This window comes from Marinicauda pacifica (assembly GCF_004793635.1).
Taxonomy (GTDB): Bacteria; Pseudomonadota; Alphaproteobacteria; order Caulobacterales; family Maricaulaceae; genus Marinicauda; species Marinicauda pacifica.
In genome coordinates this window covers 179,182-203,685 of the sequence record NZ_SRXV01000003.1, presented here as the reverse complement: position 1 = coordinate 203,685, position 24,504 = coordinate 179,182, and the positions used below count along the sequence as shown (strand labels likewise).

Genomic DNA, 24,504 nt, shown 5'->3' with positions numbered 1-24,504 from the left:
GCTGATCGGGCAATGCCGCACGCTCGCGCCGGACGGTCCGATCGTGATGGGCCTGTCCGGTGGCGGCGATTCCATGGCGCTCGCCTGCCTGCTGGGACGCCTGGCCGAGCAGGACGGGCGCCCGTTTCATGCGGTGATCTTCGATCACGCCCTGCGGCCTGAAAGCGCAGCCGAGGCCGGCCAGGCCTCCCGGCGCGCCGCGGCGCTGGGCGCGGAGGTCCGCATCCTGCGATGGGGCGAACCGCGCAAATCCCAGCAGGCCGCCCGGCTGGCTCGCCATCGAGCGTTGGCAGAGACCGCGCGCGAACTCGGGTCAGACCGGATATTCCTCGGCCATACGCGGGACGATTATCTCGAGACTCTGGCCATGCGCCTCGCGCGGCGCAGCCGGGGCCGCTCGCTCACCTCCATGTCGATGGACGATGCCTCGCCGGTCTGGCCGGAGGGGCGCGGACAGCGCATTCTGCGTCCGCTCATCGACACGCCCCGGCGCGTACTTCGCCACTATTTGCAGGAGCGAGACGTGGCGTGGGTCGACGATCCGACCAATCTGGACCGCCGCTATGAACGCGTGCGCCTGCGCCAGTCGGGCCAGATCGAGGATCCGGTCCTGCTTGGCGAGGCCGAGGCGATGGCCCGGACCACCGGCCGCTTCGAGACGATGCTGTCGCGCAATGCCGCCCGGCATCTCCATCACAGCGCCCGGATGACGGCGTGGGGCGGAGTCGTCTTTGACCGGTACCTGTTCCTGAGCGCTCACAGCCTGGTCCGGCGGCGGGGGATGGAGCTTGCCATGCTGGCGGTCTCCGGCGAGCGCGATCTCCCAGGCCCTGCCCGTGTTCGCATGCTTCTGGCGGCGCTGCGCGCAGGAGCCTCAACGACGGCGGCTGGCGCGATGATGGAAACGAGCGGCACTCTTGGACGCGACCCCGGTGCCGCCAGCGGGCGCGCCGACGGAGTACAGGCTGCGCGGCCTCTCGTGCTGGGTGCCGGCGAAACCGGCGTGTTCGACGGACGCTTTCTGGTGACGGCTCGAAGCCCTCTCAGGGTGAGGGCTGCCGGGCGCGACGGCCCCATATTGTCCGATGTGCCTCCTGCCTTCCGGTCCGGTACGCCTCTGGTCGAGCTCGCCGATGGCAACAGACTTGCAGCCAGCGCCTGCGAAGCGGCCGGTTTCGGCACGCTGCGCTTTCTCGGCGGTGAGCGTGTGGAGCATCTCGCGTTTCCCTTCACGGCCTTGTCATGGTTTGATGGGCAATAAGCTGCGGCTTTTTCCCTCAGGCACTGGCGAAACAAGCCCCGAAGCCCAATATCGGGTGACAATAGACCGACATGACGACCGGGATGTCATCGCCCGGCCGTGAAAGGACGAAACGATGAATATGCGCAATATCCTCGTCTGGGCGATTCTGCTGGTTCTCCTCCTGGCGCTGTTCAACATGCTCCAGGGGCCGGTCCAGCAAAGCAGTTCCGGAACCGAGATCAACTTCTCCAACTTCATGGAGCGGGTTGAATCCGGCGAGGTGGACGCAGTGACGATCGAGGGCCGGCGTATTACCGGCCAGTCCAATACGGGCCAGAATTTCACCGTCCAGATCCCTGAAGACGCGCGCGTCACCGAACAGCTGCGCCAGAACGATGTGAGCATCACCGCCCGCGAGCCGCAGGAGGAGGGCATCAATCTCCTGTCCATCCTGCTGTCCTGGTTCCCGATGCTGCTGCTCATCGGCGTCTGGATCTTCTTCATGCGGCAGATGCAGGGCGGGGGAAAAGGCGCGATGGGCTTCGGCAAGTCCAAGGCCAAGCTGCTCACCGAGAAGACCGGCCGGGTCACGTTTGACGACGTGGCCGGTGTGGACGAGGCCAAGGAAGAGCTTCAGGAAGTCGTCGAGTTTCTCAAGGATCCGTCGAAATTCCAGCGTCTGGGCGGCAAGATTCCGAAGGGCGCCCTGCTGGTCGGCCCTCCGGGGACCGGTAAGACACTGATCGCGCGCGCCGTCGCAGGCGAGGCGGGCGTGCCCTTCTTCACGATTTCCGGTTCGGATTTCGTCGAGATGTTCGTCGGCGTCGGCGCCAGCCGCGTCCGCGACATGTTCGAGCAGGCCAAGAAGAATGCGCCCTGCATCATCTTCATCGACGAGATCGACGCGGTGGGCCGGTCCCGCGGCGCCGGTCTGGGCGGCGGCAATGACGAACGCGAGCAGACGCTGAACCAGCTCCTCGTCGAGATGGACGGGTTCGAAGCCAATGAGGGCATCATCCTCATCGCGGCGACCAACCGTCCTGACGTGCTGGATCCGGCCCTGCTTCGTCCGGGCCGCTTCGACCGTCAGGTCGTGGTCCCCAACCCGGACGTGACCGGGCGCGAGCGCATCTTGAAGGTGCATATGCGCGAAGTCCCGCTGGCGAGCGATGTCGATCCGAAAACGATCGCGCGCGGCACGCCGGGCTTCTCCGGCGCGGACCTGGCCAATCTCGTGAACGAGGCGGCCCTGATGGCCGCCCGGCGCAACAAGCGCGTGGTCACAATGGCCGAGTTCGAGGATGCCAAGGACAAGGTGATGATGGGCCCCGAGCGGCGCTCCATGGTGATGACCCAGAAGGAGAAGGAACTCACCGCCTATCACGAGTCCGGCCATGCGATCGTGGCGCTGAACGTGCCGAGCGCGGACCCGGTCCACAAGGCGACCATCATTCCACGCGGCCGCGCGCTGGGCATGGTGATGCAGCTGCCCGAAGGCGACAAGATGAGCATGACCCATCAGGAGATGACCAGCCGGCTGGCCATCATGATGGGCGGACGTGTCGCGGAAGAGCTGAAATTCGGCAAGGAAAACGTGACCTCCGGTGCAGCCTCCGACATCAAGCAGGCCACCCGGCTTGCGCGGGCCATGGTCACGCAGTGGGGCTTCTCCGAAGAGATCGGTCCGATCGATTACGGGGACGATCAGGGCGAGGTCTTCCTGGGCCAGCAACTGGTCCAGTCCTCCTCGATCAGTGCGGAAACCGCGGCCAAGATCGAGAAGGAGGTCAAGGCCCTGGTCGAAGGCGGTCTGGCCCATGCGCGCCAGATCCTGACCGACAAGAAAGAGGACTGGGTCACGCTGTCCGAAGGCCTGCTCGAATACGAGACGCTTTCGGGAGACGAGATCAAGGAGCTTCTCAAGGGCATCAAGCCATACCGCGATGCCGAGGTTCCCGACAAGAATGACGGCGGCGAGTCCGGCGGCGGCGCGGTGCCGGTCGTCGACGAGGACGAGGACTCCGCACGCGGCACGGCCCAAGGTCCGCAAGGTCCGCTGGAGCCCAAACCCGGCGGTGCCTGACCGGTCCGGGTTGATGAATGAGGAAAGCCCGCGCTCACCGGCGCGGGCTTTTCGTTTCGGACGATGACGCGGATACCCCGCGAGGATAGGGTGAGGACCCTGCTAACAGGAGACATGTCATGTCCGATCCGGTGTTCGACCGGTCACGTCCCGTTCTGGTCACCGGCGCCACGGGATATCTCGCGGGCTGGGTCGTCGGGCGATTGCTTGAGCTGGGCTTCGATGTCCATGCCGCCGTTCGTGATCCGCAGGATGAAGCCAAGCGTGCCCACCTCGATGCCATGGCGGCGGAGTCGCCGGGCAGCCTGAAATATTTCCGCGCCAACCTGCTGGAGCCGGGCAGCTATGACGATGCCGCGGCCGGGTGCTCGATCGTCTTTCACACGGCCTCGCCCTTCACCAGCAAGGTTTCCGACCCGCAGCGCGATCTCGTCGACCCCGCGGTCAAGGGAACGCGAACCGTGCTGGACAGCGCGACGCGCGCCGGCACGGTGGAACGCGTCGTGCTGACGAGCTCCTGCGCGGCGATCTATGGCTATAACGCCGATATCCAGGGCATGCCGGACAAGCGGCTGACCGAGGATGTCTGGAACCACAGCTCGTCGCTGAAAGACGGCGCCTATGCCTATTCCAAGACGCTGGCGGAGAAGGCGGCCTGGGAGATGGCCAAAGCCCAGAACCGGTGGCGCCTGGTGACGATCAATCCCTCCTTCATTCTGGGGCCGGGCACCCGCCCCGATACCCGCTCGGAAAGCTTTTCGGTCGTCAGGCAGATCGGGAAGGGTGCGATGCGGTTCGGCGCGCCGCCGATGGAAATCGGCACGGTGGACGTGCGCGACGTGGCCGAGGCGCATATTCGCGCGGCCTTCATTGCCGAGGCGAAAGGCCGCCATATCGTATCGGCCGAGACCAAGACCCTGCTGCAGATGGGCGAAGATCTGCGTGCCCGGTTCGGTGACGACTACCCGTTCCCCAAATCGGAAATGCCCAAATGGCTGGTCTGGATCATTGGTCCGATGGTCAATGCCAATCTCACGCGCAAGACCGTGTCGCGAAACATGAACAAGCCGTTCCGCGCCGACAATTCCAAGTCGAAGCGGAGGCTGGGGCTCGAGTATCGTCCGACCGCAAGCTCGATCCAGGACATGTTCGCCCAGATGGTCGAGGCCGGCCGTGTCTGAAGACCGGCGTGCGGCGATCAGCGTGCGTGCGGGCGGCGTCCTGATCCGCGTGCGCGTCACGCCGAAAGCTTCGAAAGACACGTTGGAGGGGATTGAGGCAGGCGCCGATGGCGTGGAATACCTTCGCGTGAAGGTGCGTGCCGTGCCCGACAAGGGGCAGGCCAACGCGGCGGTGCTTGCGCTTCTGTCCAGGACCCTGCGCCACCCCAAGAGCGCGCTTCAGCTTGTCGCCGGCGCCACGAGCCGGATCAAGACGATCCGGCTCGACGGCGTGACGCCGGCAGAGGTGCACGCCCGCCTCGCCGGCTAGAAATGCCCCGAGGCCGGGCCGGGTGTCCGCAAGGCGCCGGTCAGGGCCCAGCCGCCTTCGGTCTCGCTCACGGCGACAATCAGCTCGTTCGTGCCCTCTTGAAGCGGGAGCACCAGCGTATCGTAGCGCCCGACCGTTCCAAGAAAGCGATAGTCGCGGCTGCGAAACTCGTCGGCTCCCGTATACAGCAGACTCCCGTTCAGGAAGACCCGCGCCCGGTCCGAGAATCCGAAGTCGAAAAGGACCGGCCCGGCCTCGGCCGCCTCGATCGTGTGGCGGGCGAGGACGGTATCTGACTCCGGTCCGAGCGGAGCGACCGTGTTGAGGTCGGCGATGCCGCGATGCGTGGCCGGTACGGTTGTCCAGTCTCCGGCTGACACCGTGATGTCCGCGATTGTCATGGCTTGCGCCACGGCGGATTCGGGCAAAGGCGCGGACACGTCCCAGCTCTCGATCAGCGCGCCCTCGATTTCGGCCGGCGCATCGACCTGATGCTGCGTGAGCCGGGGGGCCGTGCGGGCGATTTCGACCTGGCGGATGTCCCGCTCGCCCAGCAACCCCCAAAAGCCGATACGCCCGGATGTGCGGCCGGTCTGCAGGTCATCGACACGAGCAATCGACTCCCCGTCGACGAAGAGCTCCGCGCGATCTCCGGCCACGTGCAGCTCGACGCGGATCCATTCGTCCACGCGCCAGCTCGCCGTGCCCGCAAAACCCTCCCCCTGGTAGATCTGGTAGGCCTGGTGGCCATTATGGCGTGGATGGTATTGCCAGGCGTCCGGATTGCCGCGCTGGTGGTGACGCAGATAGATCAGCTCGCCATCCAGGCCATCGCGGGCTCGGAAGAGAAGGCCGGTAAAGCCCCGCCTCGCCGGGAGACGGAGCTCGGCGGAGACAACCCCGTCTGTGAAGGCGTCCGTGTTTATCCAGACAATGCCGCCTTTAAGGGTCAGATGGTCGCCGTGACGTTCGATCTGTGCGTCAGGCGCCGGGGTGAGGGCCGGGCCGGACACGAGGACGGCAAGCAGGGCGGTGAGGATCATGGCGGGCTCCGGGCTGGACTGAGGGATGGGGTCGCTTGCGACCGTTCTGCCCGGATGTGCTAGCCCAGTGAGCCCGGCGGCGTATTGAAGATTTCGGCCACGCCGCGCCGTTCGCGATGAAGCCGCGAGGGTGTGAGCCCGATCATCTGCGCGACGCTTCGCACCATGTGGGCCTGATCGGCGAACCCGAACCGGACCGCGAGGTCGGCCCAGTCGGGATCGTCCTGGCCATCGGCCGCATGAAGCAGCGCGTTGAGGCGCACCATTCCGGCATACATCTTTGGAGAGACGCCCAGCGTGTCGACGAACTGGCGGCGCAGCGTACGTTCGGCGACGCCAAGCCGGACGGCCAGGCTGTCGACGCGCATCTGCCCTTCGCTCTCGCGCAGCCAGCTCGCGGCCAGATGAGCGGCATGCCGGGCTGTGGCGATCTCATGAAGGCGCGGGCGAAGCGCGTTGAGCAAGGCCCCACCGACGAGGTGAGGCGCTGCATCGGCTTCGGCGAGCCGCCGGATCGGGTCCACCAGCGACGACGGGGCCAGTTGCGATATCAGGTTGCGATGTTCGCGCGGATGAAGCCCCAGCACATCTGTTGCCCGCTCGGGCTCAACACGCAGCGCGATCAGCTCCGTGCCGGCCTGCGGGGCGTAGACATAGCTGCTCTCGACCGGGCCGATGGCAAGGACGTGGACCGAAGCCAGCGCGCCATGGCGGTCGCGCTTGCGTTCGACGCCGAGGCTGATCTGCCAGTGGGGCGGCATGCGATGGGGGCGCGGGGCCACGCCCACCCCGTGCATCCACAAGGCATCGAGGCCGGGCGCCTGCGAGGCGTGCAGGCGCCATTCCTGATAATCTGGACGTCGGGACAGGTCTTCCATCGCGCCATGTTAGCCCAACCCAGAGGCGCGCGGGACTCACATCCTCGCGCGCTTGACGCGGGAGCGGAGTGCCGCATTCTCGCACGAATGACCGAAGGCCCCAAAACCCCCGACGATGGCCGGCCGCTGGTGATGGGCATCGTCAACGTCACGCCGGACAGCTTCTCGGACGGGGGGCGGTATGCGAGCGCGGACGCCGCGCTCGAGCATGCGCTTCGCCTGCTCGCAGACGGGGCGGATATTCTCGATATCGGGGGAGAAAGTACGCGGCCCGGTGCCGAACCGGTCGGGGAAGGCGAGGAGCTGGACCGGGTCCTTCCGGTCATCAAGCGTATCAAGGCGGCCCGGCCTGACTGCGTGATCTCGATAGACACGATGAAGCCGGGCGTCGCGGCGGCCGCTATCGAGGCGGGGGCCTGGATGTGGAATGACGTCAATGCGCTGAACGCGCCGGGCGCGCTCGACATGGCCGCCAGGCTGGGCTGCGTGGTCTGCCTGATGCACATGCAGGGCAGGCCGGGGACGATGCAGGCCGCGCCCGAATACGACGAGGTCGTCACCGATGTCGCGCGCTATCTCGGCCAGCGCGCCGGCGCGGCGATCGCCAGCGGGGTGGCCCGAGAGGCGATCTGGCTCGATCCCGGGATCGGGTTCGGCAAGACGGTGGCGCATAATCTGGCCTTGATCGCCGCGATGGAGAATTTGTGTGCCTTCGGATTTCCGATCCTGTTCGGCGCGTCGCGCAAGCGTTTCATCTCTGCCATCGACGAGACGTCACCCGATTCGGCCGACCGGCTCGGCGGCAGCCTTGCCGCAGCCTTGCACGCGGCCCGGGCCGGGTGCGCCATCGTGCGTGTGCACGATGTGAAGGAAACCGTACAGGCGCTCAAGATTCAGGCCGCCATAGGCAGGGGCGGACCGCCTGCATGATGCCGGAATCGGCTCTGTCTCCTGGCCATCCACAGCCGGGCTCGCTGTACCCAGATGTTGCATTAACTCGAGTCATTGAAATCATGTTGGTGATGGGACACTGGTTGCATCGGTCGCTTCGATCACGCGGGCGCGGCTGCAGACAGTCAACTGAAGGTTTCGATATCGTGCGCTGTGCTGACGTGAATTTTTCGTGCTCGAGAATCGATTGGCCGCGGTGTCGCGCGCCGCGCAGGCGACCGGCTCTGGAGTAGAGACCGGCGAGCCAACCCGCCTGCCGAGGGGGCAGGTGAAGGCAAGGCCTGCGCCGTTGAAGTCGCGCAGGCGCAGAGGGGTTGAAATGACGTTCACCGACTGGAACATGATCGCGGCGAACACGATCAAGCTCAAAGTGGATGCGTCATCGCAGGTGTACGAACAGGTGAATGCCTTCTTCGCGCTCATCCAGATGTCCAAGGAAAATAATCTCGTCAGCGCGCTGATCGATTTCTCCGAGTGCGAGCCGGTCCCGTTTTCTCGCATTTCCCAGAACACCGCGCTTCACATCGCTCAGGAAATGCGGGGCTGTCCGCTCCACTTCCTGGCCCTGGTCGAATCGCGCGGCAGCCGGTCCTGGTGGCGCTATGTGGTTCCGTCCCTGCGCGCGGTCGAGATGCGTGCCAAACGTTTCGAATGCAGCAAGCGTGCCGCCACCTGGCTGACCACGCGCGGCGTCTATGCCCGCCGCCCGGTCGGCCGTCTCATCACTCCCGGCTTGTCGCCCCGGCCCTGGTTTACCCGGTCGCGATAGCGGACAGGCGCGCATACACCCCGCCTTTCAACCGGCTCAATTCTTCGTGTGTGCCCTGCTCCACGATGCGTCCCGCGTCGAACACGAGAATCCGGTCGGCATCGCGGATTGTCGACAGGCGGTGGGCAATCACGATCGCGGTTCGTGTCGCCGCAACGTCGGCCATGGCTTCCTGAACGAGGCGCTCGGTCTCGTTGTCGAGGCTGGACGTGGCTTCATCGAAGATCAGGATCGGGGCATCGGCGAGGACAGCGCGGGCAATTGCAATGCGCTGACGTTCCCCGCCGGAGAGCTTTACTCCGCGTTCTCCGACCAGCGTGTCATAGCCCTTCGGCAGCGCTTCGATGAAGTCGTGTGCCCGGGCGCGCCGGGCGGCTTCCACGATTTCGTCATGGCTGGCGCCGGGCCGGGCGTAGGCGATGTTCTGCGCGATCGTGCGGTGGAACAGCGCCGGGTCCTGGGGCACGAGCGCAATGGCCTGGCGCAGGCTGGCCTGCGTCACCCCGGTAATGTCCTGACCGTCAATGCGGATCGTGCCGGCATCGATGTCGTAAAGACGCTGGACCAGCTTCACGAAGGTCGACTTGCCAGCGCCCGTCGGACCGACGAGCGCGACCTGTTCGCCCGGTGCGATGCGCAGGGAAAAGTTCTCGTAGAGCGGTTCATCCTGGCCCGCGTAGCGGAAGGTCACGCGGTCGAACACGATCTCGCCTTCGCCCGGTTCGAACTCGCTCGCCTCTGGTGCGTCGAGGATCTGAGGAGTCATGCGGTCGAACTCGGCAATGTCGTGAATCTCGTCGAGCGCGCGCTGGATGTTCTGCACATCTTCGCCGAAGCGGCGCATATAGCCGGCCATCATGAGAAAGGCGGTGATCGCGAACACGACCGATCCCGGCGTCGCCTCGCCGCGTTCCCACATCCAGATGAGCAAGCCGGTCAGGCCGCTCTGCAGGGTCAGGACGGCGATCATCTGCACCACCCAGGTATTGGCAAAGCGCAGCCAGGTGCGCTTGACCTGGGCCCGCCAGCGCCAGGCGAGCTCGTGAAACCGCGCGTCCTCACGGGACTCCGCGCCGAAGCTCTTCACCGTTGCCATCCCGCCGATGGCATCGGCCACCGCGCCGCCGAGCTCTGAGTCCAGTGCGTTCGAGCGCAGGTTCTGGGGCCGGATATAGCGGGTGGCCAGCAGCACGGAGGCGATGATGAAGAGGGCGATCACGGTCAGCGCAAATAGCCCCACCAGAGGCCAGCTGAACAGCATGTAGACGCCGAGGCCGATCATGACCGTGACCGAAGGGATCAGGCTGAACCACAGGGTCGCGGTGATCGTGTCATAGGCCCACATGCCCCGCGTGATCTTGCGCACCACCGAGCCGGCGAAGGTGTTGGCATGCCAGTCCAGCGCAAAGCGCTGAACCTGGGCGAAGGATTGGGTGGTCATGTCGGCCATGTTCGCGCTGGAGAACCGGATCTCGAAGCGGACCGCGCCCTGCCGTGCGAGGTTCACGCATACGGCGAGGCCCACGAAGACCGCGAACGCGGCCCAGTGACGCCCGGCCTCGCTATCGGGTCCGTTCGACAGGGAGTCGATCAGAGCGCCGGCGGCAACCGGCACGAAGATGTCGGTCACCGTCGCGATGGCGGTGAAGCCTGCGAGTGCAGCAAACAGAAGCGGGCGGCGGCGCCACTGGCGCCACAGGAAAGCGAGAACCGCGAGTGTTGGAAGGGGGGCGCTGGTCGCGTCACCGCGCTCAGTTCGGGTATCGGTATCGGTCATGACTGGACCTTCGGCGAAAGCGGGACTTCAGGTCACCGCAGCAAATTGAATCAGGGCGAGGCGGCGCGGGGAATGTTCCGGTCCGGGTCGTGCGTGGTGACGCAGTTGTCGGACGGGCCGGGCGCCGGCCGTGTCAGCGCCGCAGTTTCAATTCAGATCGCATGGGTCCGGTCACACCTCCTCAGACGCTACCCTCACGGGGTAGCAAGCGGGGCGGGTTGTCTACGCCCGGCGGTTGCGGTTGGAAAGCCGCAAATCCGGCGTGTCAGATCAAAGCGTCTAGGAGTGTGGCGTGCCGGTCACGCCCACGCGGCGCGCGACCTGAAATCCCAGTCCGGCGAAAAGGAAGGAAATCACCGGGCTGGCCAGGTTGAAGAAGGCGAAGGGCGCATAGGCGAACGTCGCCACGCCGAGCGTCGCCGCCATGTAGGCTCCACACGTATTCCAGGGAATGAGCGGCGAGGTCACGGTGCCGAAATCCTCCAGCACGCGAGACAGGGACTTGGTCTCCAGGCCCGCCTCCTCGAAGCTCTTGCGATACATCTGGCTGGGCGCGGCAATGGCAAGGAACTGGTCGGGAGTGATGATGTTGGCCAGGAGCGCGGTGAGGCCGGCGCGCTGCATCAGGCCCCCGCCGGTCTTCACTCCGGTGATCATCAGCCGGACGATGACGTCGAGCGAGCCTGACTTCTCCATCATCCCGCCAAAGAACATCGCCGAAAGAATGAGCCAGATCGTCGTCAGGAAGCTCTCCATGCCGCCGCGCGAGAGCAGGGAGTCCAGCTGGTCCACGCCCGTCTCCGCGACAAAGCCGTTCGCGCCCGCACTGGCGAGCATGGCCAGGCCGGAACCCAGACCGTCGGCGGTCAGACCGGGCTGAAAGGCGAGGCCGAAGCCGCCACCCACGAGGGCGCCGATGATCAGCGCGGCGAAAGCGGAGACCCTGAAGGCGGCGAGGCCCAGCGTGATGACCAGGGGCAGAAGCAGGACCGGAGAGACCGAGAAACTCTCGTCGAGTGCTCCGGACACTTGCGTGATGCGCGTCACATCGACCTCCGCGCTGCCCGCGAAAGACAGGATCGTGAAACCGATCAGAGCCACGCCGAAGGCGGGTAGCGTGGTCCAGAGCAGAAACCGGATATGATCGAACAGGTCGGTCCCGGTCAGGCCGGCGGCCAGGTTCGTGGTATCGGACAGGGGCGACAGCTTGTCTCCGAAATACGCCCCCGATATCACCGCGCCCGCCACGATTCCTGCCGGTAGCCCGGCAATCTGGGCAGCCGAGACCAGAGCCAGGCCAATCGTGCCGGCTGTGGTCCAGCTGGAGCCGATCGAGATCGACACCAGGGCGCACAGGATGAGCGTGGCCAGGTAGAAGAGCGAGGGACTGATCAGCTCAAGGCTGTAAAAGATCAGGGCCGGTATCACTCCGGCCGCGATCCACAGTCCGATCAGCAGACCGATCGCCAGCAGGATGAAGACAATCGGCATGGCCCGGGCGACGACTTCATAGGTCTGCTCCTCGAGCTCCTTCCAGTCATAGCCGCGCCACAGACCGATCAGCCCGGCGACCAGCCCCGCCATCATCAGGCCAAGCTGGGCGGGGCCTCCCGTGGTCGCGTCTCCGAAGGCCGCGATCGAGGCGATCAGGAAGACAGCCAGCGTGACCAGCGGCGTGATCGAAAGGAAGACGCCGGCCGGGCGAGGATCGCGCTTGTCGGTCATGAAAACTCCAGTCGGATGAGCGGTTAGTTTGGCGCGCCCGTGTCGCCCGCCCCGGCCAGAACTGTGCGGAAATAGCTGACCATCAGGGGCAGGTTGGACGTGCGCATCCGCTCGTCCGTGCCGTGGATGCGCGAAAGATCGTCCATCTCGATGCGGGCGGGCGAGTAGCGGTAGAGATTTTCGGCGACGCCGGCAAACGCCCGGGAGTCGGTGGTGGCGACGAGCAGCATGGGGGCGACCGGCGTTCCCTCCGGCGCATGGCTGGCGGCCGCGCCGGCGATGAGATCCCAGGCTGGACCTTGCGTGGCGGCCACGGGCGGCGCATCCGACCAGGCCGACCAGGGCTCGACCGTGACACCCTCCAGGTCGGCGACGGCACTGCGCAGATGATCGATAGCGGCATCGGCGTCGGTGCGAGGATGGAGGCGAAGATTGATCAGCGCCCGAGCTTCCTGGGGCAGGACATTTTCGACCACGCCGCCCGTGATCACGGTCGGGGCAATCGTCGTGCCCAGCATGGCGCGCGGCGCGTCGTCCTCTTTCATCGCGTTCACGATCAGCCCGCCGAAAATGCCCGGGTGGGACGCGGCCAGGCCCTGCATCCCGTCCATGTCGCCGGACAGGGCCATCAGCATCTCGCCGACCGGGCCGCCCTCCAGGCTCATCTCGAAAGGATGCTCTTCGATCTGCACGATGGCCCGGCCGAGCAGGCCGACCGCAGTCCGGTCGGGCGGGCTGGAGGAATGACCTCCGCGTGCCCGGGCGGTCACTTCGACGGTGAGGAAGCCCTTCTCCGCAACGCCGACGAGGGCTGCCGGCGCATCGGTCAGCGGCATGTCGAGCACCATGGACCCGCCTTCGTCCAGCACGAACCAGGCGCGTTCGCCGCGTGCCTCCAGCCAGGCCGCCATGGCCTGCGCCCCGAGCCCGCCGACTTCCTCGTCATGGGTGAGACCCAGATGGAGAGTCCGCACCGGTTCGTAGCCTTCCTCCAGCAATGTCTCCATCGCGGTAAGAAGCGTGACGAGGTGGCCTTTCATGTCGATCGCGCCGCGGCCCCAGACATAGCCGTCCGCGATCGTTCCGTCGAAGGCGGGATAGGTCCAGCCGTCTTCCGTGCCCGGCTCGACCGGCACGACATCCTGGTGGGCGAGAAATACGGCTGGAGCCAGCGCGGTATCGCGTCCCGGCAGGGTCAGCCAGACACTGCCATGGCCCATCTCCGTCGCTTCCAGCGTTGCGAAGGTGCGCGGATAGGTCGTCTCCATCCAGGCGCGAAACGTTGCGAAGGCTTCGGCGTTGTGATCGGGGACGTCCTTGCGCGAGACTGTGGGGATGCGGATCGCCTCTGCCAGACGATTGGCCAGAACCTCCTCGCCGATCGAGGCGGCATTGGCCTCCACCGGGGCAGGGGCCTGATAGTCAGGCGCCCCGCAAGCGACCAGCGCGATGGGCGCAAACAGGCTGATGAGACAGCGTTTCATGGATGGCCGAACCTCCCCGTACGGCGTTATGAAGAAGCAAGACTACTTGCTCGAAGCGGACAATGGCAGACGATATGGCATCTGACGAGATCACCCCGCCCGAACCGAAGGGCCGCGTGCTGTCGATCGCGGGGTCGGACCCCTCGGGGGGCGCGGGTATCCAGGCCGACATCAAGGCGGTTTCTGCGTTTGGCGGCTACGCGGCTACGGCGATCACGGCCCTCACGGTGCAGAACACTCAAGGCGTGACCGATGTCCACCACGTGCCCGAGGCCATCATCGCGGCCCAGATCGAGGCGGTGCTGAGCGATATCGGGGCCGATGCGATCAAGACCGGCATGCTGGCGACCAAATCGGTCATCGATACCGTGGTGGACACGCTGGGCGACCGGCTGGCCGAGATCCCGCTGATCGTGGACCCGGTGATGGTGACGACCTCGGGCGACACGCTGATGGACGACGATGCCATCGATACCGTGCGCGAGCGCCTGGTCCCGCTGGCCTATCTGCTTACGCCGAATGCGCCCGAGGCCGCGAAACTGACCGGGCTGGAGGTCGAGGATGTGGATGGGCAGCGTGCGGCGGGCGAGGCCCTGCTGAAGGAGGGCGCGCGCGCCGTGCTCGTCAAGGGCGGTCATATCGAGGGAAGCCAGATCATCGACGTGCTGGTGACGCGCAACGGGGTACGCCTGTTCACGCGTCCGCGACTGAAGAGCCAGAATACGCACGGGACGGGCTGTACGCTCGCCTCGGCTATCGCCGCGCTGATGGCGCAGGGCCTGCCGGTCGAGCAGAGCGTGGAACAGGCCTGCGACTATCTGCACGAGGCGATCGCGCGGGCGCCCGGCTTCGGTGTCGGCCACGGACCGGTCAATCACATCTGGCCGCTGGCCGAGGCAAATCTGGCCAAGCTTTCAAGCTAAACCGGTTTGTTGTCTGAGGATTCGCGCGACACCGGCCGGGCGCGATGCTAAATCTCCCCGCATAGTCATACGGGGAGAGAGTGATGAAATCCTACATGCTGGCGGGGCTGGTCTCCGCTTTCGCACTGTGCGCGTGTTCACCCGAGCAGGGCGCAGACGGCGAAACGCAGACGGTTGAAACCGGGTCCGCCGCCGAGCGCGCCGAGGCGCGCACCTTTACGGTGCTGGTCGATGGCACGCCGATCGGGTCGATGGAGGTAGAGCCTGCCGAGGCCGGGTTCGAGGTCGATTTCGAGTATCGAAACAATGGCCGCGGACCCACGCTGGCCGAGACGGTCACGCTTGACGAGCAGGGCTATCCGGTCAGCTGGGCCATCGAGGGGGCGGAAACCTTCGGCAATACGGTGGACGAGTCCTACGAGCGCACCGGCGACCGGGCGCGCTGGAGCGATTCCACGGGAGAGGGCGAGGCGGACGCGGCCGAGCCGGTCTTCTACGTGCCTCAGAATTCGACCCCCTATTTCCTGGCGCTGGCCGGACGTGCGCTGATCGCCGACGAGGACCGCACCATCACGGCGCTGCCGGGCGGCGAGCTGCGCCTCACCGAGATGGAGAACGTGACCGTGTCCGGCCCCGACGGGGAGAGCCGGGAGCTGACCGCCTATGCGCTGTCGGGCACCAGCCTGGACCCGACCTATTTCCTGATGGAGGGCACGGCCTTCTTCGGCATGGTGACGCCCGGTTTCTCCATCCTGGAAGAGAGGTATGACGGCGAGGACGAGCGCCTGCGTGCGCTCGCCTCACGCTTCGGTTCGGAGCGCTATGCCGAGATCACCGCGCGGGTCGCGCACGATTTCGACGCTCCGGTGAGGATCGCCAATGTGCGCATTTTCGATGCCCGCACGGGCCGTCTGGGCGAGCCGGCTTCGGTCCTGGTGGAAGACAATCGTATTGCGGCGATCGAAGGACCGGATGCGGCGCAGGACGGCGAAGTGGTCATTGACGGGGCGGGCGGCACGCTCGTCCCCGGCCTGTTCGAGATGCATGCCCATCTGGGCGACACCAGCGCCATGCTTGGCGTCGCGGCCGGGACGACCAGCGTGCGCGACATGGGCAATAATAACGAGGTCCTCTCCGAACTGATCGGCCATATCGAGGCGGGCGAGATGGCCGGTCCGCGCGTTTTCCGCGCCGGCTTCATCGAGGGCCGCAGCCCCTATAATTCCAATAACGGGATCGTGGTCGAAACCGAGGCCGAGGCGGTCGCGGCGGTCAATACGTACGCCGATAACGGCTTTACGATGATCAAGATCTACAACTCGATGCAGCCGGACTGGATCCCGGCCGTGATCGAGGCGGCCCATGCCCGCGACATGCATGTAATGGGTCATGTGCCCGCCTTCACCGACGCCGACGCGATGATCGAGGCCGGCTATGACGAGCTCACCCATATCAACCAGCTCATGCTGGGCTGGGTGCTGGAAGAGGGCGAGGACACGCGCACGCTGTTGCGTCTGACGGCGCTCAAGCGCCTGCCCGAGCTCGACCTGCAGAGCGAGGCCGTCCAGTCGACGCTCGATGCCATTGTCGAGAACGACATCGCGATCGACCCGACCTTTGCGATTCACGAAGCGCTTCTGCTGTCGCGCAACGGTGAATTGTCGCCCGGCGCGGCCGACTATATCGACCACATGCCGGCTGATATCCAGCGCAGCGCGCGCAGCGCCTGGGCCGATATCGCGACGCCGGAGGACGCCGCCGCCTATCGCGGCGCGTTCGAGACGATCACCGAGGCCCTTGCGCTGATGCGCGAGCGCGGGATCGAGATGGTGCCGGGCACCGATCTTGGCGGGTCGTTTGCCTATCACCGCGAGCTGGAGCTGTATCAGTCGATCGGCATGAGCCCGGCCGAGATCGTCAGCTGGGCCAGCTTGGGCATGGCCGAATATCTCGGCGTCGGTGACGAGCTCGGCACGATCGAGGAAGGCAAGCTTGCCGACTTCTTCCTCGTGCCGGGCAATCCGGTCGAGGACTTCAAGGCCATCAAAACCATCTCGATGGTGATGGCCGACGGCACGGTCTACTACCCGGCCGAAATCTATCCCGAATTCGGCATCGTCCCGTTTGCCGAAATGCCTCAGGTGACGCTGCCGTAATTTCGGTGCGTCTGTGACATGCGAGCCCCCGCCCGATCCCGGTGCGGGGGCTTTTCTTCATGGGGCGTGGGTTCTTTTCGTGCGTCCGAGAAACAGCGCCAGCGCGACCAGGCACAGTGCGGAGGCGGCCAGGAAGGGCGCGCCGGGGAAGACCACGCCCGCCACGCCGCGCTGGAAGAGAAAGAAGAGCTGGGTGTAGAGCAGGGGCGAGATGATCAGGATGACCCCGCCGAGCGCGGACAGCCCGCCCTGCAGCTCGCCCTGGGCATCCTCTCCGACGCGTTCCGTCATGATCTTCTGCAGGGCCGGCCCCTCCATTCCGGTCACGAGCGCGGTCAGCAGCCACGCGTAGAGCACAGCCCCGTTGGGCGCGAAGGCAATCCCGGCCAGCGCAGCGGCCTCGACCGCCATCGCGATCCAGATCGCGCGCCGCTCCCCGATGCGCGGCATCAGGACCGGGACGACGACCATCTGGCACAGCGCGAACAGGACACCGAAATAGGCCAGCGACGCCCCGATCTGGGCCTCGCTCCAGTCGAACTTGGCAATCGCCACATAGGCCCAGACCGCCGGATAGACGAAGCCGGACAGGTGGGAGAGGAAATAGACCCACACCATCACGCCCAGCCCTTCGGCCTTGCGCAGGCGCAGAAGCGTGCCGAATACGTTGGAGCGCGCCAGGGAGAAGGGGCGGCGCTTGTCCGCGGCCAGGCTCTCGGGCACGACGAACCAGCCGTAGACGGCGTTGGCGCCGGCCAGCAGGGCCGCCGCGAAGAAGGGCGCCCGCGGTGTCAGCTCGCCCAGAAGCCCGCCCAGCGCCGGGCCGAGGATGAAGCCGACACCCATGGCCGCGCCGAGCCAGCCAAAGCGCGCCGAGCGCTGGGCGGGCGGGGTGACGTCGGCGATATAGGCGTTGGCGGTTGAATGGGTGGCCGCAAAGATGCCCGACACCAGCCGCGCCGCGAAGAACACGATCAGCGCGTGCGCCAGCCCCATCAGGACAAAGTCGATCGCCAGCGCGCCGAGCGAGAGCAGCAGCACCGGGCGGCGGCCGAACCGGTCCGACAAGCCGCCGAGGACCGGCGAGAAGAAGAACTGCATCACCGCGAAGAGGAAGGTGGCCAGCCCGCCCCACAGGGCCGCGTCGGCCACACCGCCGCCGGTCAGCTCCATCAGCAGGGTGGGCAGGACCGGAATGATGAGCGCGAAGGCGAGCGCGTCGATGAGCACGGTGGCGACGATGAAGACGGCAGCCGCGGGCCGCTGCGCCTTCTTAGGGGCGTCGGTGAGCGTCCCGGCCGTTTCGGAGGCAGAGGAGGAGGGTTCGCGCATGCGCCGTTCCAGTCGATCAAACCACCAGCCAGGCGTGCATAGACCAGCGCTTTGAGCACGGCCAGCGCGAAGACTTCAGGGAGAAGGTGCCGCTAGAAGAAGCGGGTGAGGACGCCGAGGACCGCAATGCAGAGAGCGGTGGCGAAGAGGGCGCGCGGCACGCTGACCAGCAGGGCGGCGCTGAGCGCCAGAAGGAGGGCGGAGGCCGGGGTGACGGATCGCGTGAAGGCGGCAAGCTCCTGCGGTCCGGGTCCGGGATGGGCCAGCCATAGGAAGCCTGCGAAGGCGAGGCAGAAGATCAGCGCGATCTGGAGCACCTTGCGCGGCGCGTGACCGCGGCTCGGCGCGTCGAAGGCGGCCGGGGCCAGCCTTGCTCCTCCCAGACGGGCCGAGCCGGCGAGCGCGGCGCTGGAAAGCACAAGCCCGGTTTCGATCCCCGTCCCGGCATCGCGCGAGGCGAGAAGCGCGAGCGTGCCCGTGACGAGCGCCAGGCCCAGAACGACTCCGCCCGTCCGGGCATGATCCCCGGCGGTAGCGGTCGCGGCAGCATCGGCGGCAATCGCCGGGCCGGAAACCGGCGCGGAAAGACGGGGTCCAGCCTGCACGGGGCGGGAGCGGACGCCTTGGGCCGGGCGCGAACGGCGCAGGACTTCCGGTCTGTACGCCGGGCCGACGGGAACTTTGGGTCCGGTGAAGACCGCCGTGTCCGAGCGCTCGGACCGCTTGGCGAGGAAGGCGTGAACGAGTTCGAAGCCGCCGCGCTCGCGCGCGCAAAGACAGCTCGTGCGCACCGGACCGACCCGCAGGATCTGTTCAGGCGCCGCCCGGGCCGGATCGATGATGGCGGCTTCCCATCCGGCGCGCGTCCGGATGGCGCGGCGCCGGGCCGGATGGCGTTTCGAAGTCGCTGATCGCATCGCCGTCCCTCTCCGGTTGGTACAGGCAGAAGTGTCACCCCTCGGGCGTCCGGCTGGCAAGGCGGTTGCAGCGAGCGCGGGCGGGAGGCGGGCGCGGCGTGTCTTTTGTGCACCTGCGAAGACGGGGCCGGGATTGGCCGGTGAGAGTCGGCGGGCGGCGACTCCTCCTCCTACTACGACTATCACGGCGCTTCTTTTTCGGGGCGCGCGTCTTCACGCGGCTGATACTGAGCCTCGCGAGGTTAGGGCCTGCGGACCGGACGGGAGTATCTCTCTGCTTCGTCTCCCTCTTTCCTGACGGAAGCCGGAACCGGGAGAGGCCGTCTACTCCGCCAGCCGGCCGGGAAACGGACCAGCCTTTGAGAGCATGGATTCGATATTGTGCTTGAGGGCGTCGGTCTCGAGCCATTGTGCGGTCTCGATCATCTTGTCGAGATCGATCCCGGTCTCGTAGCCGCCGCGATGGAGCATGTAGACCACGTCTTCGGTCGCGACATTGCCGGTGGCGCGTGGCGCGAAGGGGCAGCCGCCAATGCCGCCGGCCGAGGCGTCGATCACGTCCACGCCCGCTTCGACCGCCGCATAAACATTGGCCAGGGCGGTATTGCGCGTGTTGTGAAAGTGCAGACGCAGGCGGGATCTGGGCGCGGCGTCGCGCACGGCCTCGATGCGGGCGCGCACATCCCAGGGCGAGGCCACGCCGATCGTGTCGCCGAGGGCGATCTCGACGGCGCCGGCCGCCTCGGCGCGCCGCGCCAGCTCGGCAACGACCGCGATGTCCACCTCGCCGTCGAACGGATCGCCAAACGCGACCGAGATGGTGGCCGAAAGCGGGATCTGCGCATCATGGGCCAGGATGGCGATGCGGTCGAGCAGGTCGGCGGTCTCTTCCGGCGTGGCATTCTGGTTGCGCTTGCCGAAGCCTTTCGACGCGACCATGACGAAGTTGATCTCGTCGCATTCACACTCGATCGCCCGGCGCATGCCGCGCTCGTTCAGCGCCAGACCGATATACTTCACGCCCTTGCCGCGAGGCACGCGGGCCATGATCTCATCGGAATCCGCCATCGCCGGGACCAGCTTGGGGTGAACGAAGCTCGCCGCCTCCATGCGGGTCACGCCGGCCCCGATCAGCCGGTCGATGAATTCCAGCTTCACCTCGGTGGGCAGAAGAACCGGGTCATTCTGCAGACCGTCGCGCGGCCCGACTTCGACGATTTCGATCTGGCGGCTCATGGCGTGTCCTCGCTCGGCGGGCAGCTGCCCAGTCGGAAGATGAATACTGAAGTGTGTGTGCCGCGGCTATAATTGAACCCCTCCACGCCATGACGCGCACAGGCGCGCGCCTCTAGCGTGGCCAGCACAGCGTCCGCCTCCGGCCCGGCGCGGCTGGTATCGAACAGGACGACGCGGTCGGGGGCGGGCCTGGCGAGCGCGGCCTGCAGCCCGGCCGTGTCCAGAAGCTGCGGCCTGCCTTCCAGCGCGAAGACCAGGCTGGGCTCGGTATAGGTGGAGAGAATGACCGTGTCCGGGCCGAGGAGGGCGTGAGCTTCCAGCTCCCGCTCGACCGCCTGGGTGAGGAAGAGACCCTCGCTTTGCGGGGCGACGATCGCGCGCGCGCCCGTGTGCCAGACCAGGGCCGCGGCGATGAGCACGGCAATAGCGGAAATCGCGTGAGCGTTGATCCACAAGGTCGTCGCGCCGGCGGCCAGCGCCATCACGGTCAGCGCGAAGAGGAGGGCGGCCGAGACCGGCCCATCAAACCCGATCGCCAGAGCGCCCATGAGAAGGGAGAGCACGGCGGCGCCGACCAGAGCCAGCGCGGCGCCGGCAAACCGGGTCCAGACTGGCTGCGCGGGCAGCGAGACCGCGCCCCAGGCGGCCAGCACCGCCAGGGCGGGATAGAGCGGCAGCGGGTAGTGAGGCAGCTTGGTCGGCAAGAGTTCGAAGAAGATCAGGAGCGGAACGGTCCAGACCAGAAGGAGGCGGGCGGGCAGCGCGTCGCCGCTGCGCCCCGCCAGGGCCGCGCCGGCCCGGTACAGGCCCGCCGGAAGCGCCAGGCTGGCGGGGAAGAGCAGGAGGCCGAGAAGCAGGGTGTGACTGCCCGGCGGTGCGCCGTGGCCCTCATGCCCGGACACCAGCTTGGGCGCGAGATCGTTGCCGAACCAGCTGGCGAGGAACTCGCCCCCGGTCGCGATCTGGATGGCGACGAGCCAGGGCAGAACGATGGCGGCGGCAAGCGCGGGGCCGCGCCAGCCGAGATAATGCCGCCACCAGTCCCAGCGCCGCTCCCAAAGGGTCAGAACCAGCACTGCGCTGCCCATGGCGAGTGGCGCGACCGGGCCCTTGATGAGGATGCCGGCGGCAATCGCGGCCCAACCGGTCACGGCCCAGAAGCCGGGGCGTGCGCCCGCGTCTTCGGGCGTGTCCGCGGCAAGGCGCACCTTGACCAGAGAGAGGAAGGCGAGCGCGCACGCCGCCGCGAGCGCGGCATCGGTCTTGGCGATCGCGCCTTCGCTGGCCAGCAGGACGCTGACCGCCAGCAGCGCGCCCGCAATCAGGCCGGTGCGCCGGCCGGCGAGCGCGCAGCCTGCGCCCCAGGTCGCCAGCGCCGCCACGATCGCAGCGGCCAGAGACGGCAGGCGGTAGCTGGCAATCTCGCGGGCCTCCGCGCTGGAAATCAGGCCTGTGCTGGCCGCCTGAAGCCAGTAAATGCCCACGGGCTTTCTATGGCGCGGCGCGTCCTGGAATCGGATCTCGACCGGGTTTCCGGTCTCCAGCATCTGGGCGCTGGACTGGGCGTAGCGCGCCTCGTCGCGGTCGAGCACGGGCATGGTCAGAAGGCCGGGCAGGATGGCGGCCACCGCCAGAAGCGTGATAAGGCCGGTATCCCTGAGCCAACCGGGCAGCGCTGTGAGGGCCTGTCTCATACCTGGTCTCTTACCCGGAACCGAAAAAAGTCCGTGCTTCGCTTGCGATTATCGCTATGAAACGGCGCGAAGCCGAGGACAAGTCAAGACAAGGCCGCTCATGCCCGCTCCTCAGATCTGCGTCGTCGCCCCCATGCACAACGAGGCTGGAAATGCCGCGCGTCTGGCCGCCGAGGTCTATGACGTGCTGCGCGACATTCCCCATGAAATCGTGTTCGTCAACGATGCCAGTACCGACTCCACGCTGGACGAGCTGGTCGCGGCCAAGGCGGACATACCCAGTCTGCGCGTGATCAGCCATCGCAGCAATGCCGGCCAGTCGCGGGCCATCCGCAGCGGCGTGATGGCGGCGACCGCGCCCGTCATCTGCACGCTGGACGGCGACGGCCAGAACCCGCCGGCCGATATCCCGGCGGTGTTTCAGGCGTTGACCCGCGCCGATGCGCCCGCCGATCTGGCCATGGTGGCGGGACGGCGCGTGGGCCGCAAGGATACCGCGGCGAAGCGCTTTGCCTCGCGTCTCGGCAACGGCATCCGCAAGCGCCTGCTCAACGACGATGCGGACGATACGGGCTGCGGGCTTAAAGCCTTCAAACGTGAGGCCTATCTGCGCCTTCCCTATTTCGATCACCAGCACCGCTTCCTGCCCGCCCTGGTCAAGCGCGAAGGGTTCAAAATAGAGTTCGTCGATGTGGGCCATCGGCCACGCCTCGCCGGGAAGTCGAAATATAGTAATCTGGGTCGGCTTTTCGCCTCTTTCAGTGATATGCTAGGAGTCATGTGGCTCAACAGCCGGTTCCGGAAGACCGGCGGCTGGGATGAGTCCTAGCGGCGTCCGGCTGTCGTGAAGACGCAGTCACTGGCCGGCTCGCCATCGCCTGGGGGGTGCAGAGGCATGGCCAGTACCGATGGAGCGGGGCTTTACCTCGGCTTGTCAGCGGCACAACGGCGCCGCAAGGGTGGGCAACAAAAACAAGGGGGTGGAATGTACGAGCTGTTTCCCAAGATGATTATCGCCATCGTGGTCTACGCCGCGATCGCGTTCACGACCGGTATTGCCGGGGGCGAAGAGGCCTTCATCGGCAACATGCAGGAATTCCGGTCAGGTAATTGCGTGGGCATGGTCGATGCCGGGCCCGAAGCGGTGGAATGCGCCGAAGGCGCGCTTCACGCCACGCTGTTCACCGTTCCCACGGCCGGCACGCAATGGGCGCTGTCGCTGTCGGACCTGCTCATCACGCTGGCCCTCGTCATGCTCTTCCTGGAGATGCTCAAGGCGCCGGGTACGGGCAATGTGACGGTCTACAACAATCTTCTGTCGACCGGCGTCTTCATCGTCGCCATCCTGCTCTTCGTGCTTCAGCCGCTCTTCGCGACTTCGACCTTCTTCATCATCATGCTGATGACGCTGGTCGATACCGCAGCCGGCTGGTTCATCACGGTGATCGCTTCACGCCGCGACCTCGCGGTCGGCGGCGAAGGCTGACCGCACGGCGGGCGACACCCCGCCGCAAGCCGACGCCCACAAGCAAAAAGGCCGCTGCATGCAGCGGCCTTTTTCGTGCGCGGTGAGTCCGGGCCGGGCCCCGGCGCTCAGACCAGAAGGAAGATCACGGCCAGCATCAAGGCGCCGTCGCCCAGCCGGGCAAGGGTGCGTTCGCCGACGCCGCTCATGCCGAACGCTCCAGGCGCGGGCCAAGGGCCGGGCCGGTCTCGGACGAGCCCGCACGCGCATAGGCCTCACGGTAGCGCCGGCGCTCGGTCTCGTCGGCACGCAGGCCGCGCACGCGCGGATAGGTCTGCAACTGAACCAGGGTGGAGGTGTTCGCGATCGCGCCGGCCGGAGCCTTGAACGCGGTTTCGGGCGCGCCTGACGTGCGGCCCTGCGCCGCGGCGGGTGCAGGCGCAGGGCCGCGCCGCCGGCCGTGGCCGGTCTGGCTTTCGCTGCGGGCCGTGTGCTCGACGCGCTCATGGCGGCGGCGGGTCGGGACGGGCAGGTTGGATCCGGTTGGTGCGATCATAAGCATCTGATCGCAAGAGATGGGCCAGCCTTAACCCGGTATCAATGTCTGTAAATGAGCCGTTAACAGTTCGCACCGGCGGGTTTGCACCCTCTTGTGTGCCGAAACGGGCCGGTTCATTCGCCCGCGAGCCGGTCCAGCTTGGCGCGCATGGCATCGAGTTCCTGGCGCAGCGCCTTGACCTCGTCCTTGTCTCCCGACGCAGGCTGGGCCGGCTCGGCCGAACCATTGGCCGGCGTGGCGGAGGAGCGCGTCGTGAAGGGCGTGAACATGCTCATCGCCTGCTCGAACATCGCCATGTTGCGGCGCGCCTGCTCCTCGAGCAGCGTCAGGGCGGGGGCGTTGTTGCCGGATGTGCCGGAGAGCTTGTCCTTGATCGCGTCCTGCTGGCGCGACAGCGTCTCCATGGTCAGGCGCAGATATTCGGGCACGAAACTCTGCATGGAGTCGCCGTAAAACCCGATGACCTGCCGCAGGAACTCGACGGGAAGCAGGTTCTCGCCCTTGCTCTCCTGCTCGAAGATGATCTGCCCGAGCACGCTGCGCGTCAGGTCGTCGCCGGACTTGGCGTCCACGACCTGGAAATCCTTGCCGGCACGGACCAGGTCGCGCAGATGCTCCAGCGTGACATAGCGGCTGGCCGACGTGTCGTAGAGCCGCCGGTTCGCGTACTTCTTGATGATGATGACGTCGCCGGTCTGAGCCATGGCGTCTTCTCCCCCGCAGTGATTGCCTTGTTCAGGCTGTGCGCCCTACCATAGCCGGTTCGGGGCGCGGGTTT

Annotated in this window: 21 protein-coding genes; 10 read left to right on the top strand and 11 right to left on the bottom strand. The window is 66.6% G+C overall.

Annotation, left to right across the window (positions count from 1 at the left end; translation table 11 throughout):
* Window positions 1-46: 46 nt before the first annotated feature.
* The 4 genes from tilS to E5162_RS10945 all read left to right on the top strand — a co-directional run bounded on the left by tilS (window position 47) and on the right by E5162_RS10945 (window position 4,817).
* The gene (gene tilS / locus E5162_RS10960; protein WP_233342210.1) at window positions 47-1,261 is read left to right on the top strand and encodes a tRNA lysidine(34) synthetase TilS; all 1,215 of its coding nucleotides are present in this window, start codon (window positions 47-49) and stop codon (window positions 1,259-1,261) included.
* A 115-nt stretch (window positions 1,262-1,376) separates the two neighbouring features.
* The gene (ftsH, locus tag E5162_RS10955) at window positions 1,377-3,326 is read left to right on the top strand and encodes an ATP-dependent zinc metalloprotease FtsH (protein WP_135945303.1); all 1,950 of its coding nucleotides are present in this window, start codon (window positions 1,377-1,379) and stop codon (window positions 3,324-3,326) included.
* Window positions 3,327-3,445: 119 nt separating this feature from the next.
* Complete coding sequence (locus E5162_RS10950) at window positions 3,446-4,507, top strand: NAD-dependent epimerase/dehydratase family protein (protein ID WP_135945302.1); 1,062 nt, start codon at window positions 3,446-3,448, stop codon at window positions 4,505-4,507.
* Window positions 4,500-4,817: a DUF167 domain-containing protein gene (locus E5162_RS10945; protein WP_206751102.1), complete on the top strand. Its 318-nt coding sequence runs from the start codon at window positions 4,500-4,502 to the stop codon at window positions 4,815-4,817. The genes E5162_RS10950 and E5162_RS10945 overlap by 8 nt, the downstream gene beginning before the upstream one ends.
* Here the strand turns inward: E5162_RS10945 and E5162_RS10940 are convergent.
* Both E5162_RS10940 and E5162_RS10935 read right to left on the bottom strand, forming a co-directional pair.
* Window positions 4,814-5,860 carry a 3-keto-alpha-glucoside-1,2-lyase-like domain-containing protein gene (locus E5162_RS10940; RefSeq protein ID WP_135945301.1) on the bottom strand — a complete coding sequence of 349 codons (1,047 nt, stop codon included), beginning with the start codon at window positions 5,858-5,860 and terminating at the stop codon, window positions 4,814-4,816. The genes E5162_RS10945 and E5162_RS10940 overlap by 4 nt on opposite strands.
* Before the next feature lie 59 nt (window positions 5,861-5,919).
* Window positions 5,920-6,738, bottom strand: coding sequence for a helix-turn-helix domain-containing protein (locus E5162_RS10935; RefSeq protein WP_135945300.1), 819 nt, complete (start codon window positions 6,736-6,738; stop codon window positions 5,920-5,922).
* An 87-nt stretch (window positions 6,739-6,825) separates the two neighbouring features.
* Between E5162_RS10935 and folP the strand changes: the two genes are divergently transcribed.
* Window positions 6,826-7,668, top strand: a complete 843-nt coding sequence (gene folP, locus E5162_RS10930) for a dihydropteroate synthase (RefSeq protein WP_135945299.1) — start codon at window positions 6,826-6,828, stop codon at window positions 7,666-7,668.
* A 340-nt stretch (window positions 7,669-8,008) separates the two neighbouring features.
* Window positions 8,009-8,458 carry a hypothetical protein gene (locus E5162_RS10920; RefSeq protein WP_135945297.1) on the top strand — a complete coding sequence of 150 codons (450 nt, stop codon included), beginning with the start codon at window positions 8,009-8,011 and terminating at the stop codon, window positions 8,456-8,458.
* On the opposite strand, the gene E5162_RS10915 is transcribed toward E5162_RS10920, so the two are convergent.
* The 3 genes from E5162_RS10915 to E5162_RS10905 all read right to left on the bottom strand — a co-directional run bounded on the left by E5162_RS10915 (window position 8,442) and on the right by E5162_RS10905 (window position 13,444).
* Window positions 8,442-10,235, bottom strand: a complete 1,794-nt coding sequence (locus E5162_RS10915) for an ABC transporter ATP-binding protein (RefSeq protein ID WP_135945296.1) — start codon at window positions 10,233-10,235, stop codon at window positions 8,442-8,444. The genes E5162_RS10920 and E5162_RS10915 overlap by 17 nt on opposite strands.
* Before the next feature lie 279 nt (window positions 10,236-10,514).
* Complete coding sequence (gene nhaC, locus E5162_RS10910; protein ID WP_135945295.1) at window positions 10,515-11,960, bottom strand: Na+/H+ antiporter NhaC; 1,446 nt, start codon at window positions 11,958-11,960, stop codon at window positions 10,515-10,517.
* A 23-nt stretch (window positions 11,961-11,983) separates the two neighbouring features.
* Window positions 11,984-13,444 (bottom strand): M20/M25/M40 family metallo-hydrolase, encoded by a 1,461-nt coding sequence (locus E5162_RS10905; protein WP_135945294.1) that lies wholly within the window; start codon window positions 13,442-13,444, stop codon window positions 11,984-11,986.
* A 62-nt stretch (window positions 13,445-13,506) separates the two neighbouring features.
* On the opposite strand from E5162_RS10905, the gene thiD reads away from it, so the two are divergent.
* Together thiD and E5162_RS10895 are read left to right on the top strand one after the other, a co-directional pair.
* On the top strand, window positions 13,507-14,367 hold the full coding sequence (gene thiD, locus E5162_RS10900; protein WP_233342199.1) for a bifunctional hydroxymethylpyrimidine kinase/phosphomethylpyrimidine kinase: 861 nt from the start codon (window positions 13,507-13,509) through the stop codon (window positions 14,365-14,367).
* An 83-nt stretch (window positions 14,368-14,450) separates the two neighbouring features.
* Window positions 14,451-16,523 (top strand): amidohydrolase family protein, encoded by a 2,073-nt coding sequence (locus E5162_RS10895; RefSeq protein WP_135945293.1) that lies wholly within the window; start codon window positions 14,451-14,453, stop codon window positions 16,521-16,523.
* Between the two features lie 57 nt (window positions 16,524-16,580).
* Here E5162_RS10895 and E5162_RS10890 read toward each other — a convergent pair whose 3' ends face one another.
* From E5162_RS10890 to E5162_RS10875, 4 genes are all read right to left on the bottom strand, one after another.
* Window positions 16,581-17,855 (bottom strand): MFS transporter, encoded by a 1,275-nt coding sequence (locus E5162_RS10890; RefSeq protein ID WP_135945292.1) that lies wholly within the window; start codon window positions 17,853-17,855, stop codon window positions 16,581-16,583.
* Window positions 17,856-17,947: 92 nt separating this feature from the next.
* Window positions 17,948-18,772 carry a hypothetical protein gene (locus E5162_RS10885; protein WP_135945291.1) on the bottom strand — a complete coding sequence of 275 codons (825 nt, stop codon included), beginning with the start codon at window positions 18,770-18,772 and terminating at the stop codon, window positions 17,948-17,950.
* A 324-nt stretch (window positions 18,773-19,096) separates the two neighbouring features.
* On the bottom strand, window positions 19,097-20,008 hold the full coding sequence (locus E5162_RS10880) for a hydroxymethylglutaryl-CoA lyase (RefSeq protein WP_135945290.1): 912 nt from the start codon (window positions 20,006-20,008) through the stop codon (window positions 19,097-19,099).
* Complete coding sequence (locus tag E5162_RS10875) at window positions 20,005-21,702, bottom strand: ArnT family glycosyltransferase (RefSeq protein WP_135945289.1); 1,698 nt, start codon at window positions 21,700-21,702, stop codon at window positions 20,005-20,007. The genes E5162_RS10880 and E5162_RS10875 overlap by 4 nt, the downstream gene beginning before the upstream one ends.
* 100 nt (window positions 21,703-21,802) lie before the next feature.
* Between E5162_RS10875 and E5162_RS10870 the strand changes: the two genes are divergently transcribed.
* Both E5162_RS10870 and E5162_RS10865 read left to right on the top strand, forming a co-directional pair.
* Window positions 21,803-22,531: a glycosyltransferase gene (locus E5162_RS10870; protein ID WP_135945288.1), complete on the top strand. Its 729-nt coding sequence runs from the start codon at window positions 21,803-21,805 to the stop codon at window positions 22,529-22,531.
* Window positions 22,532-22,687: 156 nt separating this feature from the next.
* A complete protein-coding gene (locus E5162_RS10865) occupies window positions 22,688-23,188 on the top strand; it encodes a hypothetical protein (protein ID WP_135945287.1) in 501 nt (166 codons plus the stop codon).
* A 184-nt stretch (window positions 23,189-23,372) separates the two neighbouring features.
* Here E5162_RS10865 and E5162_RS10860 read toward each other — a convergent pair whose 3' ends face one another.
* Together E5162_RS10860 and phaR are read right to left on the bottom strand one after the other, a co-directional pair.
* Window positions 23,373-23,723, bottom strand: a complete 351-nt coding sequence (locus tag E5162_RS10860; protein WP_135945286.1) for a hypothetical protein — start codon at window positions 23,721-23,723, stop codon at window positions 23,373-23,375.
* A 116-nt stretch (window positions 23,724-23,839) separates the two neighbouring features.
* Window positions 23,840-24,430 carry a polyhydroxyalkanoate synthesis repressor PhaR gene (gene phaR / locus E5162_RS10855; RefSeq protein ID WP_135945285.1) on the bottom strand — a complete coding sequence of 197 codons (591 nt, stop codon included), beginning with the start codon at window positions 24,428-24,430 and terminating at the stop codon, window positions 23,840-23,842.
* Between the last annotated feature and the right edge of the window lie 74 nt (window positions 24,431-24,504).

Coding starts and splice junctions, on each gene's coding strand:
- tilS (WP_233342210.1), top strand. CDS start 47: ATGGGCCTGTCCGGTGGCGGCGATTCCATGGCGCTCGCCTGCCTGCTG.
- ftsH (WP_135945303.1), top strand. CDS start 1,377: ATGAATATGCGCAATATCCTCGTCTGGGCGATTCTGCTGGTTCTCCTC.
- E5162_RS10950 (WP_135945302.1), top strand. CDS start 3,446: ATGTCCGATCCGGTGTTCGACCGGTCACGTCCCGTTCTGGTCACCGGC.
- E5162_RS10940 (WP_135945301.1), bottom strand. CDS start 5,860: ATGATCCTCACCGCCCTGCTTGCCGTCCTCGTGTCCGGCCCGGCCCTC.
- E5162_RS10935 (WP_135945300.1), bottom strand. CDS start 6,738: ATGGAAGACCTGTCCCGACGTCCAGATTATCAGGAATGGCGCCTGCAC.
- folP (WP_135945299.1), top strand. CDS start 6,826: ATGACCGAAGGCCCCAAAACCCCCGACGATGGCCGGCCGCTGGTGATG.
- E5162_RS10920 (WP_135945297.1), top strand. CDS start 8,009: ATGACGTTCACCGACTGGAACATGATCGCGGCGAACACGATCAAGCTC.
- E5162_RS10915 (WP_135945296.1), bottom strand. CDS start 10,235: ATGACCGATACCGATACCCGAACTGAGCGCGGTGACGCGACCAGCGCC.
- nhaC (WP_135945295.1), bottom strand. CDS start 11,960: ATGACCGACAAGCGCGATCCTCGCCCGGCCGGCGTCTTCCTTTCGATC.
- E5162_RS10905 (WP_135945294.1), bottom strand. CDS start 13,444: ATGAAACGCTGTCTCATCAGCCTGTTTGCGCCCATCGCGCTGGTCGCT.
- thiD (WP_233342199.1), top strand. CDS start 13,507: ATGGCAGACGATATGGCATCTGACGAGATCACCCCGCCCGAACCGAAG.
- E5162_RS10895 (WP_135945293.1), top strand. CDS start 14,451: ATGAAATCCTACATGCTGGCGGGGCTGGTCTCCGCTTTCGCACTGTGC.
- E5162_RS10890 (WP_135945292.1), bottom strand. CDS start 17,855: ATGCGCGAACCCTCCTCCTCTGCCTCCGAAACGGCCGGGACGCTCACC.
- E5162_RS10885 (WP_135945291.1), bottom strand. CDS start 18,772: ATGCGATCAGCGACTTCGAAACGCCATCCGGCCCGGCGCCGCGCCATC.
- E5162_RS10880 (WP_135945290.1), bottom strand. CDS start 20,008: ATGAGCCGCCAGATCGAAATCGTCGAAGTCGGGCCGCGCGACGGTCTG.
- E5162_RS10875 (WP_135945289.1), bottom strand. CDS start 21,702: ATGAGACAGGCCCTCACAGCGCTGCCCGGTTGGCTCAGGGATACCGGC.
- E5162_RS10870 (WP_135945288.1), top strand. CDS start 21,803: ATGCCCGCTCCTCAGATCTGCGTCGTCGCCCCCATGCACAACGAGGCT.
- E5162_RS10865 (WP_135945287.1), top strand. CDS start 22,688: ATGTACGAGCTGTTTCCCAAGATGATTATCGCCATCGTGGTCTACGCC.
- E5162_RS10860 (WP_135945286.1), bottom strand. CDS start 23,723: ATGATCGCACCAACCGGATCCAACCTGCCCGTCCCGACCCGCCGCCGC.
- phaR (WP_135945285.1), bottom strand. CDS start 24,430: ATGGCTCAGACCGGCGACGTCATCATCATCAAGAAGTACGCGAACCGG.